This window comes from Natronomonas amylolytica (assembly GCF_037031205.1).
Lineage (GTDB): Archaea > Halobacteriota > Halobacteria > Halobacteriales > Haloarculaceae > Natronomonas > Natronomonas amylolytica.
In genome coordinates, this window is the sequence record NZ_JAYEZM010000007.1 from 175,695 (window position 1) to 192,894 (window position 17,200).

Annotated in this window: 18 protein-coding genes and 1 pseudogene; 10 read left to right on the forward strand and 9 right to left on the reverse strand. The window is 65.9% G+C overall.

The features are described 5' to 3' along the window. Positions 1-80: 80 nt before the first annotated feature. Genes U5914_RS12070 through U5914_RS12080 form a run of 3 tightly spaced genes read left to right on the forward strand, consistent with a single transcriptional unit; the run spans position 81 to position 2,794 of the window. Entirely contained in the window at positions 81-311 is a 231-nt protein-coding gene (locus tag U5914_RS12070) for a DUF3311 domain-containing protein (RefSeq protein ID WP_336136018.1), read from the forward strand. Continuing rightward, entirely contained in the window at positions 308-1,837 is a 1,530-nt protein-coding gene (locus U5914_RS12075) for a sodium:solute symporter family protein (protein WP_336136019.1), read from the forward strand. The genes U5914_RS12070 and U5914_RS12075 overlap by 4 nt, the downstream gene beginning before the upstream one ends. Positions 1,838-1,891: 54 nt before the next feature. Further along, entirely contained in the window at positions 1,892-2,794 is a 903-nt protein-coding gene (locus U5914_RS12080; RefSeq protein WP_336136020.1) for an HFX_2341 family transcriptional regulator, read from the forward strand. An 88-nt stretch (positions 2,795-2,882) separates the two neighbouring features. On the opposite strand, the gene U5914_RS12085 is transcribed toward U5914_RS12080, so the two are convergent. The 3 genes from U5914_RS12085 to U5914_RS12095 form a co-directional block, all read right to left on the reverse strand. After that, positions 2,883-4,127, reverse strand: coding sequence for an MFS transporter (locus tag U5914_RS12085; RefSeq protein ID WP_336136021.1), 1,245 nt, complete (start codon positions 4,125-4,127; stop codon positions 2,883-2,885). 149 nt (positions 4,128-4,276) lie between these two features. After that, the gene (locus tag U5914_RS12090; protein WP_336136022.1) at positions 4,277-4,546 is read right to left on the reverse strand and encodes a hypothetical protein; all 270 of its coding nucleotides are present in this window, start codon (positions 4,544-4,546) and stop codon (positions 4,277-4,279) included. Positions 4,547-4,776: 230 nt separating this feature from the next. Continuing rightward, positions 4,777-5,463, reverse strand: a complete 687-nt coding sequence (locus U5914_RS12095) for a DUF1405 domain-containing protein (RefSeq protein WP_336136023.1) — start codon at positions 5,461-5,463, stop codon at positions 4,777-4,779. Between the two features lie 121 nt (positions 5,464-5,584). Between U5914_RS12095 and pdxS the strand changes: the two genes are divergently transcribed. After that, positions 5,585-6,490 carry a pyridoxal 5'-phosphate synthase lyase subunit PdxS gene (pdxS, locus tag U5914_RS12100; RefSeq protein ID WP_336136024.1) on the forward strand — a complete coding sequence of 302 codons (906 nt, stop codon included), beginning with the start codon at positions 5,585-5,587 and terminating at the stop codon, positions 6,488-6,490. A gap of 120 nt (positions 6,491-6,610) precedes the next feature. Here pdxS and U5914_RS12105 read toward each other — a convergent pair whose 3' ends face one another. From U5914_RS12105 to U5914_RS12115, 3 genes are all read right to left on the reverse strand, one after another. Continuing rightward, positions 6,611-7,090 carry a cupin domain-containing protein gene (locus U5914_RS12105; protein ID WP_336136025.1) on the reverse strand — a complete coding sequence of 160 codons (480 nt, stop codon included), beginning with the start codon at positions 7,088-7,090 and terminating at the stop codon, positions 6,611-6,613. A 98-nt stretch (positions 7,091-7,188) separates the two neighbouring features. Continuing rightward, entirely contained in the window at positions 7,189-7,443 is a 255-nt protein-coding gene (locus tag U5914_RS12110) for an MTH865 family protein (RefSeq protein ID WP_336136026.1), read from the reverse strand. Between the two features lie 108 nt (positions 7,444-7,551). After that, positions 7,552-7,974, reverse strand: a complete 423-nt coding sequence (locus tag U5914_RS12115) for an SCP2 sterol-binding domain-containing protein (RefSeq protein WP_336136027.1) — start codon at positions 7,972-7,974, stop codon at positions 7,552-7,554. Positions 7,975-8,134: 160 nt separating this feature from the next. Here U5914_RS12115 and U5914_RS12120 point away from each other — a divergent pair, with 160 nt between their 5' ends. Then, positions 8,135-10,513 carry a hypothetical protein gene (locus tag U5914_RS12120; RefSeq protein ID WP_336136028.1) on the forward strand — a complete coding sequence of 793 codons (2,379 nt, stop codon included), beginning with the start codon at positions 8,135-8,137 and terminating at the stop codon, positions 10,511-10,513. Positions 10,514-10,673: 160 nt separating this feature from the next. On the opposite strand, the gene U5914_RS12125 is transcribed toward U5914_RS12120, so the two are convergent. After that, positions 10,674-11,549 (reverse strand): homoserine kinase, encoded by an 876-nt coding sequence (locus U5914_RS12125; RefSeq protein ID WP_336136029.1) that lies wholly within the window; start codon positions 11,547-11,549, stop codon positions 10,674-10,676. A 153-nt stretch (positions 11,550-11,702) separates the two neighbouring features. Then, positions 11,703-12,626 carry a polyprenyl diphosphate synthase gene (uppS, locus tag U5914_RS12130; RefSeq protein ID WP_336136030.1) on the reverse strand — a complete coding sequence of 308 codons (924 nt, stop codon included), beginning with the start codon at positions 12,624-12,626 and terminating at the stop codon, positions 11,703-11,705. 173 nt (positions 12,627-12,799) lie between these two features. Here uppS and U5914_RS12135 point away from each other — a divergent pair, with 173 nt between their 5' ends. The 5 genes from U5914_RS12135 to hemA all read left to right on the forward strand — a co-directional run bounded on the left by U5914_RS12135 (position 12,800) and on the right by hemA (position 16,634). Beyond that, on the forward strand, positions 12,800-12,994 hold the full coding sequence (locus U5914_RS12135) for a cold-shock protein (RefSeq protein ID WP_336136031.1): 195 nt from the start codon (positions 12,800-12,802) through the stop codon (positions 12,992-12,994). A gap of 98 nt (positions 12,995-13,092) precedes the next feature. Next, positions 13,093-13,497: a DUF5778 family protein gene (locus tag U5914_RS12140; protein ID WP_336136032.1), complete on the forward strand. Its 405-nt coding sequence runs from the start codon at positions 13,093-13,095 to the stop codon at positions 13,495-13,497. A gap of 57 nt (positions 13,498-13,554) precedes the next feature. Then, entirely contained in the window at positions 13,555-14,619 is a 1,065-nt protein-coding gene (gene ahbB / locus U5914_RS12145; RefSeq protein ID WP_336136033.1) for a siroheme decarboxylase subunit beta, read from the forward strand. Between the two features lie 9 nt (positions 14,620-14,628). Beyond that, complete coding sequence (locus U5914_RS12150) at positions 14,629-15,276, forward strand: precorrin-2 dehydrogenase/sirohydrochlorin ferrochelatase family protein (protein ID WP_336136034.1); 648 nt, start codon at positions 14,629-14,631, stop codon at positions 15,274-15,276. Beyond that, positions 15,273-16,634 carry a glutamyl-tRNA reductase gene (hemA, locus tag U5914_RS12155; protein WP_336136035.1) on the forward strand — a complete coding sequence of 454 codons (1,362 nt, stop codon included), beginning with the start codon at positions 15,273-15,275 and terminating at the stop codon, positions 16,632-16,634. Before U5914_RS12150 ends, hemA begins: the two co-directional genes overlap by 4 nt. Positions 16,635-17,086: 452 nt before the next feature. Here the strand turns inward: hemA and U5914_RS12160 are convergent. Continuing rightward, positions 17,087-17,200, reverse strand: a pseudogene (locus U5914_RS12160) (IS6 family transposase); the annotation flags it as partial.

Here is a 17,200-nt window from a genome sequence, read left to right on the forward strand (position 1 = left end):
GAGGAATTTTCTTCGACCATCGGTGTTGGTGAGTAATCAACAACGTTTTAGGAGACGTGCGTGTGAACGATGAACAACCGATGGTTTCGAGACGCGAACGGTACGCTTGGGTCGCCGTCATGGCGACGTTGATGGCGCTGGCGATTCCGTGGTTCCTCTGGGGAGAAGGCCGGATGGCGCTGGGCCTACCGCTGTGGCTCTGGTGGCATATCGGGTGGATGATGCTCGCGGCGCTGGCCTTCTGGACCTTCGCGAACCGCGCGTGGGGCATCGGCATCACCGAACCGCTCTTCGGGGAGGAACGGACATGACGGCGACGCTGCAACTCGGCATCATCGTCGGCTACCTGCTGGTCGCGCTGGCGGTCGGTCTGGTCGCCTACCGCCTCACCGAACGGACCGCCGAGGACTTCTATCTCGCCTCCCGGACGTTCGGCACTGTCGTCCTCCTGTTTACGGTCTTTGCGACCCTGTTGTCGGCCTTCACGTTCTTCGGCGGCCCGGACAACGCCTACGCGTTCGGCCCCGAGTGGATACTCGTCATGGGGCTGATGGACGGCATCATCTTCGCTGTCCTCTGGTACGTCGTCGGCTACAAGCAGTGGCTCCTCGGCCAGAAACACGGCTACGTCACGCTCGGGGAGATGCTCGGCGACCGGTTCGGGTCGACCGCGGTCCGGGCACTCGTCGCCGGCATCTCGCTGTTCTGGCTGTTCCCCTACGTCATGCTCCAGCAGATCGGTGCCGGCGGTGCGCTGGCGTCGCTGACGAGCGGCGTCTTCCCGTTCTGGGCCGGCGCGACGCTGGTGACCGTCTTCATGATACTCTACGTCGCGCTGGCCGGAATGCGCGGCATCGCGTGGACCGACACCCTGCAGGGCCTCTTCATGCTCGCGATGGTGTGGGCGGCGATGCTGTGGGTGCTCGTGGCCGTCGACGGCGGCATCGCGACCATCAACGCCGGCCTCGAGGCGAGCAACCCCGAATTCCTCGCGCTCGGGAGTGCGTTCTACACGCCCTCGACGATGCTGACCTTCGCCGTCTCCATCGCCTTCGGCGTCGCCATGTTCCCGCAGGTCAACCAGCGGTTCTTCGCGGCCTCCTCGGAGACGGTTCTCAAACGCTCCTTCGCGCTGTGGCCGGTCCTCGTCGTCCTGCTTTTCGTCCCCGCCTTCCTGCTGGGGACGTGGGCGGCCGGCCTCGGCCTCGAAGCGAACGTGCAGGGCGGCGAGAGCATCCTCCCGGTTATCCTCGCGGAGTACACGCCGGCGTGGTTCGCCGCGCTGGTCGTCGCCGGCGCCATCGCCGCCATGATGTCCTCCTCCGATTCGATGCTGCTCTCGGGGGCCTCGTACTTCACCCGCGACGTCTATCGGCCGCTGGTCGAGGACGGCATCACCGACTGGCAGGAGGACCGCCTCGGCCGCATCGGGGTCGCCGTCTTCGCCCTGTCGGCCCTCGCCGCGAGCATCTGGGCGGAGGCCGCCGCCTTCGGCGGCGCGGCCGTCGGGTCGATACTCGTCTCCATCGGCGACCTCGCGTTCGGCGGCTTCGCCCAGATGGCCCTGCCGGTCATCGTCGCGCTCTACTGGCGGCGGACGACCCGCGCCGGCATCCTCGCCGGCATCCTCGTCCCGCAGGCCGTTTATATCGCGTTCAACTTCGTCCCCGAGGTGACCGTCGGGTCGCTGACCCTCTTTTCGGACGCCTATCTCGGGTGGGGCATCTCCATCTACGGCATGCTCATCGGCCTGCTCGTCACCGTCGGCGTCTCCGCGCTGACGGCCCAGACGGCCGACGAGAAGACGGACCTCTACTTCGAGCAGTTGGCCGACTGAGACGGTCGACCGGGACGCCACGACTTTTTAAGTCCATCCGGCGAACGGCCATCCATGCAAACCCACATCGTCCCGGTCGGCTTCGATTACGACCGGCTTATCGCGCCGCTGGTCCGGGACCAACTCGACGTCGACCGCGTCGTCCTGCTGGAGGGGGCGGTCGGCAGCGAGGCCAACGTCGAGTACTCCCGCAACCTCGCCGAAAAGCTCGAACAGGACTTCACGAACCTGCTGGGCGCCGAAACCGAGCGGTTCGTCGTCGAGGACGTCTACGACTACGACGCCGCCTTCGAGCAGGCCTACGACCTCATCAACAGCGAACTCGACGACGGCGGCGAGGTCTGGGTCAACGTCTCGGCGATGCCCCGGACGGTCTCGTTTGCCTTCGCGACCGCGGCCCACTCCATCATGGTCGAACGCGAGGGCGACCGCGAGCGCATCCACACCTACTACACGGTCCCCGAGAAATACCTCGAAACCGAACTGGCCGAGGAGTTGCGCGCCCAGTGTGACCTGCTGGCGGATATCCTCGACGATGCGGCCAACGTCGACGAAGACCGCATCGACGAACATCTCGACGTCGCCCGCCAACTCCTCAACGAGTTCGACGAACGCGGGACCACCATCGGCGCCAAGAAGTTCGGCGACAGCCACATCATCGAACTCCCGGTCGCCTCCTTCTCGAACGTCAAGCCCTTCGAGGAACTCATCCTCTTTACCCTCGGCGAGCACGGCGAGTTCGAATCCGTCTCGGAACTCGCCCAGACGCTGGCCCGCGAACTCGGCGAGGAGTACACCGACTCCTTCCGGTCGAAGGTCATCTACAACGTCGACCGCCTCGGCCCCGGCGGCAAGGGCTATATCGAACAGGAGGAACACGGCAAGTCCTATCGCACCCGCCTGTCCCGCATCGGCGAACTGTGGGTGCGCTCCCACGCCGACCAATCCGAACTCTAGGGTGGATACACCGCTGAATTCCGCCGGTACGGCCCGACTTCGGGGTAGGTGCCCGTCGGGCCTCTGGCCCCCGAGACTGTCGAACCGCCTATAATTCTCCCTGAAGCCGCGCGGCGGCCGCCACGAGTAGAACGCCGAGGAATCCGACGAGGCCGGACGCGACGAAGACGGGCGTGTAGGTGCCGAATCGGTCGAAGCCGAACCCGGCCGCGGCCGGGGCGAGCAGTCCGGGAATCGCGAAGGAGAGCGAAACGAGGCCGAACAGCGTGTTGAGGTTCCGGCCGCCGAAGAGGTCCGCCGGCACGGAGGACAACAGCGCGCCGGTGCCGCCGTAGCCGATGCCGAAGCACGCCGCCAGCGCCAACAGCACCGCGGGCGTGCGTCCCAGCGGCAACGCGAGCAGCACCGACCCCATCACGGCCCCGCAGACGACGAAGATGGCCAACCGCCCCAGACGGTCGGCGACGCCGCCGACGGCCAGGCGGGTGAGCGTCGTCGCGCCGCCCACGACGCTGAGCGCGAGTACACCCGTCGCCCGGATGCCCTGTTCGGTGGCGAAGTTGACGACGTGGTTGAGCAGGACGTACAGCGACACGTACATGAGCACGTAGCCGGCGAAAAGCAGCAGGAACGCGCGGTTCTTGACGGCCTCGCGGACGGTGCGAAGCTGGTCGCGCCAGCCGTCTTTGGATTCGGGGCGCCCCTCCGGAAACTCGGCGTCGATGGCGGCGTCGACATGGCCCGGTTCGTCGACCATCAGAAGCGCCGCCAAGAGCAACGTGACCGCGAGGCCGCCCCCGAGAAAGAGGAACGCGCCTCGCCAGCCGACGCGCGTGACGAGCATGGAGGCGGTCGGCGCGATGATGACCATCCCGACCCCGAGGCCGGCGCTCGCGATGCCGGTCGCCAGCCCGCGCCTGCGCTGGAACCACTGTGGCGGCGTCGCATATCCGATGACGAACGCGAGGCTCATTCCGGCCCCCGTCACGACGCTGTATGTCGCGACCAGCGCCAGCAGGCTGCCGGCGCGACTCCCGGCGAGCATACCGCCGCCAAGCAGGCCTGCGGCGAGTACTAGACTGCGGCGCGGACCCAGCCACTCGACGAGGCCGCCCATCGGCGGGCCGGCAGCATACAGGACGAACAACTGAACTCCGAAGACCAGCGAGACGCGCGCCGTCGAGGCGCGAAACGAGGAGGCCAGCGGGTCGAGAAAGATACCGAACGAGTAGGTCATACCGAAGACGACGCCGCTGACGAGAAAGCAGGCCCCGACGATGACCCAACCGTAGTACGTCGACGCGTCCGCGAGTCGGGTCTGCAGGAAGCGCATGAACGTTCCAGTCTGGGCCGGAGTATAAGGAATTGTCGCCGCCGCGAACGAGTTCGAGGTTCAGTACGGGACATCAGTCTTCGACGAACGGCTCCCGCCGCCGGGGGCCGTCAGAAGACCGACCTTCCGCGATGCCGGGCCGAGCGTAGTTATCGCGGCCGGACGCGAAAGCGGACGGTCCCGACGCCGGGAATCCTGATCTCGCGGACGCGGCCGGCCGTCCGCCGGACGCGCGCGGCGAGACTCCGCTGGAGGAGTTTCAGGCCGACGACCGCGCCGACGGTCAGCGCGACCGCCTGGAGCGGGTAGCTGATGGCGACGAAGAGCGCCAGCACCGCCAGCGGGAGGGCGAGCAGCAACGCGACGGAGGGGTCCTCGATGGGCGTTACGGGTCCGGTAGGGAGCTTCGAGTGTCTCATGGTAGGTAGATGGACGGGTAGGACCGTCTTACCTATCCGTAGAAACCCACGACGTAAAAAGTCTAAGATATCAGATAAGAAATGAGAAGTGTTAGCACATATATTTCACTATTATTCTCTTAGAGGGCTCAAAAACCGTTTCAATGAATACCATGTCACTCGTTACAATCATATCGATTAATTGAGGAAGCGAGTTATAGCGGATGGCTGTCAGCAGCTACTGGGGACGGTCACGCTACTTTCAGTTTCTCGACACGGGTGAGCATCGCCAGATACAGCGCGACGACGAACAACAGGACGGCGCCGGCGGCCGCTGCACCCAGCGCGTCCGCGCCGAGAATCGACGGCGCCTCCCGTTCGGCCGGAATCCACGTGTGGTGGAGGTTTCCCACGAGCGGGATGAAGTAGTCTACCAGCGTATCGAAGCCGTACCACAGCGTCGCGACGCCGACCGCTCGCGCCGAGAAGTCGCTGATACGATGCAGGAGGAACGCCTGCAGGACCATCGCCGCGTGGCTCCAGATGAGGAACTGTCGCATCGGCTCCCAGAGGTAACTGAACTCCTCCCAGAAAACGAGATGAACCCAGACCGTCCAGCCGCCGAGGATGATGTTGCCGAAGAAGGCCAGCGCGACCAGCCAGTCCTGCCGATAGCCGAGTTTCCACGAGGCCAGCGCCAGGGCGATGAACAGCGTGGCGACGGGACTGTCCGGCACGAACGGCCACATCACCGTCGGCTCGAAGGCGAACTGAAAGCGGTAATACCAGAAGCCGAAGGCGGTTCCGACGAGGTTGACCGCGACGATGAGCCACGCGAGGTTCAACCCGAGGTTCTCGACCCGTTCCGGCAGCGGCGCGACGTACCACGGGAGGTCCTCGCGGGGCACGTCGGATTCGAACAACCCTCGAACGTCCATACGCGCATCTCCGGGCCGTCGCACAAAAACACCCCCGACGGAGACCGCTCGCGTGGTCCGGGACCGAACCTCCGGCATAGGAAAGACACGCATTAAGTGCATCCGACCCCAACACGAGTACATGACCGAAACGGATATCGAGGAACTCCGACGGGGGACGGACCTCGTCAAGCGCGGTTTCGCCAAGATGCAGAAGGGCGGCGTCATCATGGACGTCGTCACTCGCGAACAGGCCCGCATCGCCGAGGACGCGGGCGCAGTCGCGGTCATGTCGCTGGAGGCCGTCCCGGCCGACATCCGCAAACGCGGCGGCGTCGCCCGGATGGCCGACCCCGGTATGCTCGAAGAGATCATCGACGAGGTCTCCATCCCCGTGATGGGCAAGTGCCGCATCGGCCACACCGCCGAAGCCCAGATTCTCCAGGCCACCGGCGCCGACATGCTCGACGAGAGCGAGGTTCTGACGCCCGCCGACGACCGCTACCACGTCGACAAGCGGCCCTTCGACGCCCCCTTCGTCTGCGGCGCGCGCAACCTCGGCGAGGCCCTCCGCCGCATCGACGAGGGCGCCGCCATGATTCGCACCAAGGGCGAGGCCGGCACCGGCGACGTCAACCAGGCCGTCACCCACCAGCGGACCATCAAGCGCTCCATCCGCCAGCTCACCGGCATGAACCACGAGGAACGCGAGGAATGGGCCCGCGAGAACGGCGCCCCCCGCGACCTCGTCCACGAAACCGCCGAGATGGGCCGCCTGCCCGTCGTCAACTTCGCCGCCGGCGGCATCGCCACGCCCGCCGACGCCGCCCTCATGATGCAGCTCGGCTGTGACGGCATCTTCGTCGGCTCCGGCATCTTCGGCGCCGAGGACCCCGTCAAGATGGGCACGGCCATCGTCGAAGCCGTCAACAACTACGACGACCCCGAGAAGCTCCGCGACATCTCCAAGGACATCGGCAAGGGCATGAAAGGTCAGGCCAACGAAGGCATGTCCGAAGAAGAGCAGTTGCAGGGTCGCGGCATCTGAAAGCCACTTTTCAGCCCACTTTTTGCACGAGAACGCCGCGGCACCTCCCTGCGGTCGGCGCCGCGGTAGTCACCGCTCGGCGGATGCTCTCTGCAATGAACGCACCCTCAGCCGAGACTCCTACTCCCCGTCCCAGTAGTCTACGTCGTCGTCGAGATTGTAGTACTTCGTGAGTTTCCGACCGTCGCGGCCACCGGGCGGCGAACCCACGAAGGCGCCGAGTTTCTCTGAATCGGGATACATCGTCACGTCGGGGTCGTTCATCGTCGAAAAGGCGAGGTATCGAAGCGGCTCATCGGAGTCGTTGATGACTCGATGGGCGCCCGATTCGTCGGCCGGGAGCGCGACGTAATCGCCCGCGTTGAGGTCGTGTGTTTCCCCATCAAGCCGGAGGGTGCCGGTTCCGTCGAGGACGTAGAGGGCTTCCTCGTTGGCGGTGTGGTAGTGATAGGGCCACGACTTGCTGTCCGCGGGGAGTTCGTAGAGGCTACACCCCAACTGCTCGCTGTCGGCGGCTTCGCCCAGTTGCTTCCGTTTAAATGTCGTCTCCCCGCGGTCCGTCTCCATCCAATCGAGGTTGGATTCGTGTGCGATTCCCATGCAGAACCGTCAAATCGGCGTCTGATAATTCTTGGTCTGAACGGGAGTCGGAGGAATTGCGGCAGAAAAACGGTCTCCAGAGTGAGCAGGTTTCGTCGTTAGACGTAGCCTTCGTCTTCAAGGCCGTCCATCAGGTCGTCGACGAGGGCGTCGACGCTGTCGTAGGGGTAATCGCCCTGACCTGACGCTTCCTGATTGAGTTCCATCGCCGTGATGGTCTCCTCGCCGACGTCGAACGTCGTGCCGGGGCCCTGCGGGAGGGCGGGCACGAGGTCCATCGGACTGTTGACGGGATAGTCGGCACCTTCGAACGCTTCCTCGAACTGCTGGCGTACGTCGTCTCGGTCTGCCATGGTTCGTCACGACAATACGGACTGGGTGGATTGGATGTATCGCCTCTCAAGACCGGTCGTTTAAAAACGAGGAGTATTCGACCGCACACGACAGGTGGACAGTAGAATTCAGTACTCGTAGTCGGTGTCGATTTCCCGGCCCGTTTCGGTCATCGCCACCGCCGCCTCGCTGTACTGGAGGACTTTCTGCATGTCGCCGTCGATGTCGAAGACCCCGGACATCATCCCGTCGATGGGACCGATATCGCCCCGATTGAGGTCGACCCAGTCGGAGTAGTCGCCTTTATAAATGAACCCCGCATCGACGTCGTCGGGCGAGTCGACTTCCCGGGCCTCGGTACACGCCCCGTCTTCGAGCGCGATGTAGAAGTAGCGGTCCTCCGGGAGTCGGTCGTCCGCGGCCACGTGGAAGACGAAATCGCCGTTGAAGCCGACGCCCCAGCCCTGACCTTTCTCGGCGTACTCCTCGTTGTCGTTCAGTCGCTCGCGCCACTCCTTGATCCACTCGTCGGATGGAAACGGTACGGACATAGTGTGTGTCGCCAGCACACACCTCGTCTGTCGGTAGTATAAACGTTCGCACGCGTCGTCCGTGCGACGGCGGGTCCGCGAGCGGCGTCCGGTCTTAAATAGCCGGGTAAGCCCCCCACAACGCTTTATTAGGTAGACCGGACAGAGTGAGTCGAGACTCGTGACTACACGCAACGCGCACGGTCGACCGGCGGAGACCGGAGGGGCGCCGGCGTCGAGCGACGGCCTCGCCGGCGCGGCACTGGCAGGGGGCATCGTCGGCGGACTCGTCGGTGGTGCCGTGTTCTACACTCAGGCGGTGCTGCATCTCACCTTCGTCGGCTCCATCGCCGGGATGGGCGGGATGCCGGCGGCCTTCGGCGTCTGGATGGGCTTTGCCGTGGCCTTCGGCCTCCTGTTCGGGGGCATCGCCCGACCGGCGACCGACTACTACACCGCCGGTATGACGTGGTCGACCGCACGACTCGGACCGTTTCGGAAACTCGCCGGCCCGATAGCGAGCACCGGCGGCGTCGGCCTCGTCTACGGCCTCGTCCTCGGCGGTGTCGTCGGCTTCGTCGGCATCCCGGCCGCCGTCGGCGCGGACGTTCCAGCCGTCAAGACGAACGTCCTCGTCGGCTACGCCGCCTTCGGTCTAGTGTCGGGGCTCACCTATGGACTGGCTCGCGACGGCTGGCTTCCGGTCCCCTCGTTTTCCTTTATTGGCTCCCGAGTCCGGGCCGCCGCGTTCGCGCCGCTCGTCGCGGGCGTGCTATCCGGCGCCGTCGTCTACAGCCAACAGCCGGTCTATCTTCGGTACCTCTCGACCATCGTCGATATCGGGACGCCGACGGGTGGCCTCGCCATCTGGGTCGGCGTCACCTTCGCTCTGGGCCTCGTCTTCGCCGTCGTCGCCGCCGGCCACGCCGCCCGCGGCAACAGCACGACCGGCTACGGCCTCGTCTACGGCATCGTCCTCGCGGTGTTCGTCGGCCTGCTGGCGATTCCCGCCGCGGTCACCGCCGGAACCCAGTGGGAACTCGGCTTCCAGGACGTCGGGGGCGCAGCCCTCGGCGCGTGGGTCGTCTACGGCCTCGTCCTTGGGTCGACGTTCGGCAAGGTCGTCAATGCCCGCCCGCTCCGGCCGGCGTTCCTCGTCGGTCGGACGCGCGCGACGGTCATCGCCTCGCTGGTCGCCGGCGCGGCGTCGGGGGCCCTCATGCTGGCGCAGGCGCCGCTCTACCTCCAGTTGGTCGGCGCGCTGGCCGGCTTCAGCGGCTCGCCGCCCCTCGGCTTCGGAATCTGGCTCACCGTCGCCATCCCACTCGGTGTCGGCTTCGCCGTCTTTCCGGCCCGCCGCATCGAGCGTGCGGATACACACGGCCAGACCGGCTTCAAGGTCGGCCTGCTCTACGGCCTGCTGCTTTCGGTCGTCGGGGTCTTTCTCATGCCGCCGATTCTCAGTTCGGCAACTCCCTTCACCCTCGTGGCACCCCACACGAACGGGGCGGTGCTCGCCGCCTACCTCCTCTTCGGCCCCGTTCTCGGAGTGAGCTACGAGGCCATCAGCGGCCCCAGTCGAGTGACACCGGCCTTCCTGCAGGGCCGCGGCGCCCCCGTAGTCGGCGGTGCCACCGTCGGCGGCGCCGCGGGCGCGGTCGTCGCCAACGCCCTCACGACCGGCGGTGTCTACTTCCTGACGCTCGGCACGGTCGTCGACTCACCCTCGCTGACGACTGGCCTCGGCATCTGGTTCGGCCTCCTGTTCCTCCTGGCGCTGGCGTTCGTCCCGCTTGCCGCCCGCGCCGTCGAATACCGAGTCGGCATCCCCCGTGGCCTCGCCGTGGGAGTGGTCTACGGCGCCGTCCTCACCGGCGTCGTCGGGGTGGTCGCGGTTCCCGCACTCGTCCGCGCGGGGGGAACCGCGCTCGCCCTCCCACACACCAACTCCGTCATCGCGGGCTACTTCGTCTTCGGCACCGTCTTCGGCGGCGCCTACGGCCACCTTCGGAAGCAGACGATCTCGAACGAGGAGTTCCCCACCTCGACGGCCATCGGTACCTCCGGGCAGCGTGCAATCGTCTTCGGCTCCCTGTTCGGCGGCGCCGTCGGCGGCCTCGTCGTCCACCACATGGTCGGTCCGGTCGCGATGCGCTATTTCGGCGCCCTGGTCGGCTACGGCGGGAGCATGGAAATCGGCTGGGCCGTCTGGCTCGGCCTCTCGCTCATCCTCGGGATGACCTTCGCCGTCGCCGTCGGTCCCCGTCTCAGCCGGTACGCCCACTCGATGGACCAGGTCACCGAACGCGACGAGGACCTCGATGCCGTTTTCGGTGATTTCCTCGACTTAGCCCCCGTCACGACCGCCGCCACGCTCGCTGGCGTCGTCTACGGCGTCGTCCTCGCTATCGCCGTCGGCGCCATCGGCGTCCCGCTGGCGGTCAACACGATGACGCCCTTCGGCATGTTCGTCCCCGAACTCCAGCCGTTCTTCCTGCTCGCCTTCGTCGTGTACGGCCTCGTTATGGGGCTCGGATACGGTGTGGTTAAGGAATTCTAAACCCCGAACGTTTTGCACGGTCGCTCGCCACCGGTGAGTGCGAGCTACACGGGGATTTCGCTCCTGTAGCATGCCAAAAGAGCCTTAGCGGTTTTTCAACGAACCGATGAGTACGCTTCAGTAGGTGGCGGTTTCGCTGAGCAGAGCGTGGAAAACTGATTTAAAAAATAGTCGCGCCCTGACCGATGCGCGTCTGATACGCGCGGGCGTCGATGCCCTCCGCCTCGAAGGTGTCTATCATCGCGCTGGCGATGTCGCGGCGGTCGCCCTCGTGGCAGGCGGCGATGACGGTCGGGCCGGCCCCGGAGATGGTGACGCCGGTGGCGCCGGCCTCGAAGGCGGCGTCACGGACCTCCTCGTAGCCGGTGATGAGTTCTGCGCGGGCGGGCGTGACGATGCTGTCGTTCATGCCACGGCCGACGAGGTCCGGGTCGTCCCGGGCCATCCCGACCGAGAGCGTGGCAGCGTTGCCGACCGTCTCGACGACCTGCTCCATGCGTGCGCCGTCGGGGACGACCTGCCGGGCGTCCCGCGTCGAGACGACGATTTCCGGCAGGCAGGTGACGAGTGGGATGGAGGCATCGACCTGCGTGACGCCGTCGTCGCGGGCGATGGTGAATCCGCCCATGATGGAGGGGGCGACGTTATCGGAGTGGGCGTCGCCGGAGACGACGGCCTCGCCCTCGGCGGCGATGGGGACGAGTTCCTCGCGAGTGAGGCCGCGGTCGTAGAGTTCGTTGAGGCCGACGGCGGCGGCGGCCGCCGAGGCGGCAGAGGAGCCGAGTCCCGAGGCCGGGCGAACGCCCTTGTCGATCTCGATGTGGGCGGGCGCGTCGAGGGCCTCGGCGACGGCGCCGACGGTGTTCTTGTCGGGGTCCTCGGGGATGTACTGGCTGCCGACACCCGTAATCTCTATCGTGGTGCGGTCGGCCTTCGAGACTCGCACGACGTCGGCCGGCCGTTCGAGGGCCGCACCGAAGACGTCGAAGCCACTGCCGAGGTTCGCGCTCGTCGCCGGGGCCCGCACCGTTACCATGCCCGGAGTATCCCGGCGGCCCGGGATAAAACCCACTTTTCGCACGGGCCGACCCGCGGCCATCAGTTCGCGGGTCGTCGGCCGGATTCCGGCCCTCCCCGCGTCACTCATGGCCTCTCAGAACGCCCCGTTCGGCGGATGTCCGGGAACGAATCAGTCGGCCGTCGGTTCGGGGTCGGCGACCTCGTCCGGTTCGATGTCGTCGATGTCGTCGTCGAGGTACTCACGGAAGCGACCGACGACGTTGCGGGCTTCCTCCAGTTCCACGTCGCCGACCGAGCGGATGAGCGCGGCCGCACGGCGGGCCCGGGTGCGGCGCCACGACTCCTGCCTGGATTCGTAGGTCCGAATCGCCCGCAGGAAGTCCGCACGGGAGAATTCCGGCCAGTAGGGCGTACAGAAGTAGACCGCGGCCTCGTTGCCGTTGGCGTGCCACGGCAGGAAGTTCGAGGTGCGTTCGTCGCCGCCGGTGCGGATGATGAGGTCGACCGCGCGGGTCGGACTGGTCGTGAGTCGGCGCTCTATCTCCTCGACGCCGACATCGGTGGGGTCGAGGCGACCGGCGGCTGTCTCGTGGGCGATATCGCGGGCGACGCCGAGCAGTTCCGCGCGGCCGCCGTAGGCGAGTGCGACGTTCAGTTGCAGGTCGTCGTACTCGGCCGTCCGGGATTCGGCGTAGTCGACCGCTTCGCGGACACGCGGTGGCAGGCGGTCGATTTCGCCGATGGCACGGATGCGGACGCGCTCCTCGTGGACCTTCTCGTGGTCCGCGAAGGACCGGAGTTTGTCGGTGATCAGGTCGAACAGCGCCTCTCGTTCCTCTTCGGGGCGGTTGAAGTTCTCCGTGGAGAAGGCATACAGCGTCAGTTCCTCGACGCCGAGGTCGGAACACCACCGGAGGATGTTCTCGGTCGTATCGGCGCCCGCGCGGTGGCCCTTGGTCTTTTCTTCGCCCTGCTCGCGCGCGTATCGGCGGTTGCCGTCCTGAATGACCGCGACGTGTGACGGCGCACCCGAAATTTCACGCTCGAGGAGTCGTTCGTACGCACCCTCGAGTAGCCCACGAAGTCGTCTCATATATCGAAGTGAACGGTAGCCAGCCCAATGAGTCTTGTTGGTTCGTAGATGGCGGAGACCGCACGCGATTCCCCGGCCAGAAGCGTCTTAACGGCCGTATACCGGCGAATTTGTCGTTTAAACATCAGGTGCCCACAGGGTTTTTATTTTAGCACGTCGACTGAAGAGATGCAATGGCGAAAGGCGTGGTTGACTTCTTCAACGACACTGGCGGTTACGGTTTCATCGAGACTGACGAATCCGACGAGGACGTGTTCTTCCACATGGAGGACATCGGCGGCCCGGACCTCGAAGAGGGTCAGGAAGTCGAATTCGACATCGAGCAGGCCGAGAAAGGCCCGCGCGCGAAGAACCTCGAGCGACTGTAACACCGGCAGACGACGTACAGCGGACGAGTTCGGCGCGGTGCGGGCGTTATCGTCGCGGACCGTGACCTGTATTACCCTCGATAGCGTCGCCTCTAGCAATGAGTGACGCTATCGACGAGGACCTTTATGAGCGGACCAAGGCGCTGCTCGAACCCGGCGAGATACAGCTGAACGGCGTCATTGTTCGGACCGACCTCACGAGCGACGAGGAGCCGACGCTCCATCAGGCGACGCTGGATATCGGGAACCTCATCGCCAAGGCCAGCGGCATCGACCCCACGGACACCTACGTCTACTCGGGCAACGACGACGAGCGCTTCGGCGTCAACCAGCATCAGGGTCTGACGCTGGACGACGAGGAGTTCGTCTGGGAGTGCCAGCAACTGGCCCGCGACGGGACCTACGATGTCGTCTTCTACTACGAGGCCGACGCCGACCAGGAGGCCATCGTCGAGGGCGTCGAGGACCTCGGCTTCGACGCGACGGGCGTCCGCGGTGCATAGGCGACCCGTTCACCGCGAGCGCGGTGCTTATTGCCCAGAAACACGGAGACGTTTTTAATGAGTGAAACCGCCGGGTTGGACCGCATCGACCGGGCCGTCATCAACGCTTTTCAGGGCGGCTTTCCGGTCGTCGCAGAGCCGTTCGGACCGGCCGCCGAGGCGCTCCGCGAGCGGGGTATCGATATCACGGCCGACGAACTGCTGGCCCGCGTACAGGAACTGGACGAGGAGGGCGTCCTCACGCGGTTCGGGGCCCTCATCAACGCCCAGGAAATCGGCGGTGCGGCGACGCTCGTGGCGATGCACGCCCCCGAGGAACGCTTCGATGAGGTGGCCGAACAGGTCAACAGTCACCGCGAGGTCGCCCACAACTACCGCCGCGAACACCCGCATCTCAACATGTGGTTCGTCGTCTCGGTGGCCGACCCCGAGGCCGTCGAGCGCGTGCTGGCCGACATCGAGGACGAAACCGGACAGGAGACGTACAACCTGCCGAAACAACAGGAGTTCCGCGTCGAGGCGAAGTTCCTGCTCGACGGCCCGATTCCCGACGGCGACGTCGACCTCTCGGGGCTCGGACCCGACGTCGAAGCCGTCGACCGCGACAGCCTGACGCCGGACGAACGGGACCTCGTCGTCGAGATTCAGGGCGGCCTCCCGATTTCGGCGACGCCGTACGCCGACGTGGCCGCCGAACTGGGCGTCGACACCGAGTGGGTCATCGAGACCATCAAGCGGTTCAACGACGAGGGAAAGGTCCGCCGGGTCGGCGTCATCCCGAACCACTACGCGCTGGGCTACACCGAGAACGGGATGACCGTCTGGAACGTCCCCGACGAGTTGGTCGGGGAGGTCGGCCCCGAAGTCGCCGGCCTCGGGTTCGTCACCCACTGCTACGAGCGGCCCCGCCACGAGGGCGTCTGGCCGTACAACTTCTTCGCGATGACGCACGGTCGCTCCGAGGAAGAAAGCGAGAAGCGCATCCAGCAGGTCAAGGCGACGATGGACGAGTACTGGGACGTCGGCGACGACGACTGGGATACGCTGTTCTCCAGCGAAATCCTGAAGAAGACGGGCATTCGGCTGGACGAACGGGCCGAGGCGAACACGGACGCCGAATAGACACGCCGCATGATTCCACTCTACCACGATTTTACCGACGAAACCGTCCTCGTCGTCGGGGGCGGCCCCGTCGGGGCTCGGAAGGCCCGACGGTTCGCTCGCGAGGCCGAGGTCGTCGTCCTCTCGCCGGAGTTTCCGGCAGACGACTACGGCGGCGCCGAGCGCGTACGGGCCGCACCGGACCCCGAGGACATCCCCGCATGGTTCGACCGAACCGAGCCCGCGCTGGCGGTCGCGGCGACGAGCGACGACGCCGTAAACGAGGCCGTCGAGTCGGTCGCTCAGGAACGCGATATCCTCGTTAACCGGGCAGACCACGCCGGCGGCCGCGACCCCGGAAGCGTCGTCGTCCCGGCGACGGTCCGAGACGGCGACGTGGTCGTCTCGATATCGACGGGCGGCGCCAGCCCCGCGCTGTCGAAGGAACTCCGCAAGCGCATCGAATCCGAAATCGAGGGCGCCGGGGAGATGGCCGAGTTGACCGCCGAACTCCGGGCCGACTTGAAGGCCCGCGACCTCTCGCCGGCCGAACGCCGGACGGCGGTGCGAGCGGTGGTGCAATCCCCGCAGGTTTGGAAGGATTTAGGTACGGGAAGGTTCAAGCGTCAGCGAACAGTAGACGCCGTCATTGAAGCGGCGCTAGGTGACAACAAGTGACAATTGGAACGGGCATCATCGCGGGCATCAGCGTCTCTCACAGCGACGCGGCCGTCGAGGACATCGAGGCGGCCTGCGCCGACTCACAGCGCGTGGCCGTCGAGAGCCTGCTCGACCGACCGGGCGTCTCCGAGGCGTTCGTCCTCCAGACGTGCAACCGCGCGGAGGCCTACGTCGTCGCGGAGAACGAACCGACGGCTCGGGAGGCTCTGACACAGTACCTCGGCAGCGCGGCCGACGCTGGCCACGAACTCGGCCACGAGACGAGCCTTCGACACCTCATGCGGGTCGCGTGCGGACTCGAATCGCTCGTGCTCGGCGAGGACCAGATACTCGGACAGGTCCGAGACGCCTACGAGGACGCCCGTGCGGCCGGTGGCATCGGCCCGACGCTGGACGACGCACTTCTCAAGGCGCTCCACGTCGGCGAGCGCGCCCGCAGCGAGACCGCCATCAACGAGGGCGTCGTCTCGCTCGGGTCGGCCGCGGTCCGTCTCGCCAAGAGCGAACGCGATATCGAGGACGGCACCGCCCTCGTGGTCGGCGCCGGCGAGATGGCGACGCTTACCGCACAGGCGCTGGCCGACGAGGTCGACCGCGTCCTCGTCGCCAACCGGACGATTCCACACGCCGAACACGTCGTCCACGAACTCGACATCGAGGGCTCCGCCATCGGCCTCGATGCCGTCCCCGCGGCCGCCGTCGACGCCGACCTCGTCATCACCGCGACCGGCAGCAGCGACCACGTCCTCGACCGCGAGGACCTGACCGAGGTCGGCGACACGCTCGTCATCGACCTCGCACAACCGCGGGACGTGGCTCCCACCGCCGACGAGGTCGACGACATCGAGGTTCGGGACCTCGATACCCTCCAGTCGGTGACCGACCGGACCCGCGAGCAGCGCCGCGAGGCCGCCCAGGCCGTCGAGGCGATGATCGACGAGGAGTTCGACCACCTCATCAGCCAGTACAAGCGCAAACGCGCTGACCAGGTCATCGCCGCGATGTACGAGGGCGCCGAGCGCATCAAAGCCCGCGAGCTTCGGACCGCCATCTCCAAACTCGAATCCGAAACCGACGACGACGTGACCGAGGCCGAACGCGAGATTATCGAGTCGATGGCCGACGCCCTCGTCGGCCAACTGCTCTCGGCGCCGACCGAAAGCCTCCGAGAGGCCGCCGAAAACGACGACTGGTCGACCATCAACACCGCCCTCCATCTCTTCGGTTCCAGCCTCCAGCCGGAACCGGCCGATATCCCCTCCATTCCCGCCGGCCCCGACGACATTCCCGAGGAGATGCGCCAGCAGATGCCGGCGCACGTCCTCGAACAGTTGGGCGCCGAGGACGCTGATTAACCCCGAACTTTTTGCACGGGTCGGCGAAGCCGACCCAGCAAAAACTTCGATGAAAAAGACACGTCGGCCCTCTCGAGGGTCGGGCCTCGGTCCCGCGCCTCGCTCTGCTCACGGCTCACTCCGTTCGCCGTCTGCCCGCGGCTTCGCCGCTCGCATGGTCCGCGGGACCTTCGGTCCCGCGCTATTCGCATTTCCGAGACGCTCCCTACGGTCGCGTCTCGCTACCGCTCGGCGCGGAGAACCGCTCGCACCCTGCGGGCGCTCGCGGATGCTACGAGTGTTGCACAGTCAATAGCTGTGAGCGCCATAATACAGTAGGTAACGATATATCTAGTTCGTATCGGGATTGACGTGCTGCATACGGGGGGTGTATCCATCATGGCAGTCGCTTTCTTCGCGCAATTCCGGTGAGTCTCTGTCTGGACCACTCATGTCGCTGGCGTCGTGTTAAGTTAAGCATGATTCCACCAGACGGCGAAGGCTTGAAGCCACGATTCTGCGGTCGTCGGCTTCACGTGGCTGAACGTATTTGAAAACGAAGAGGTACGCCGTTTTACTTCTCTAAA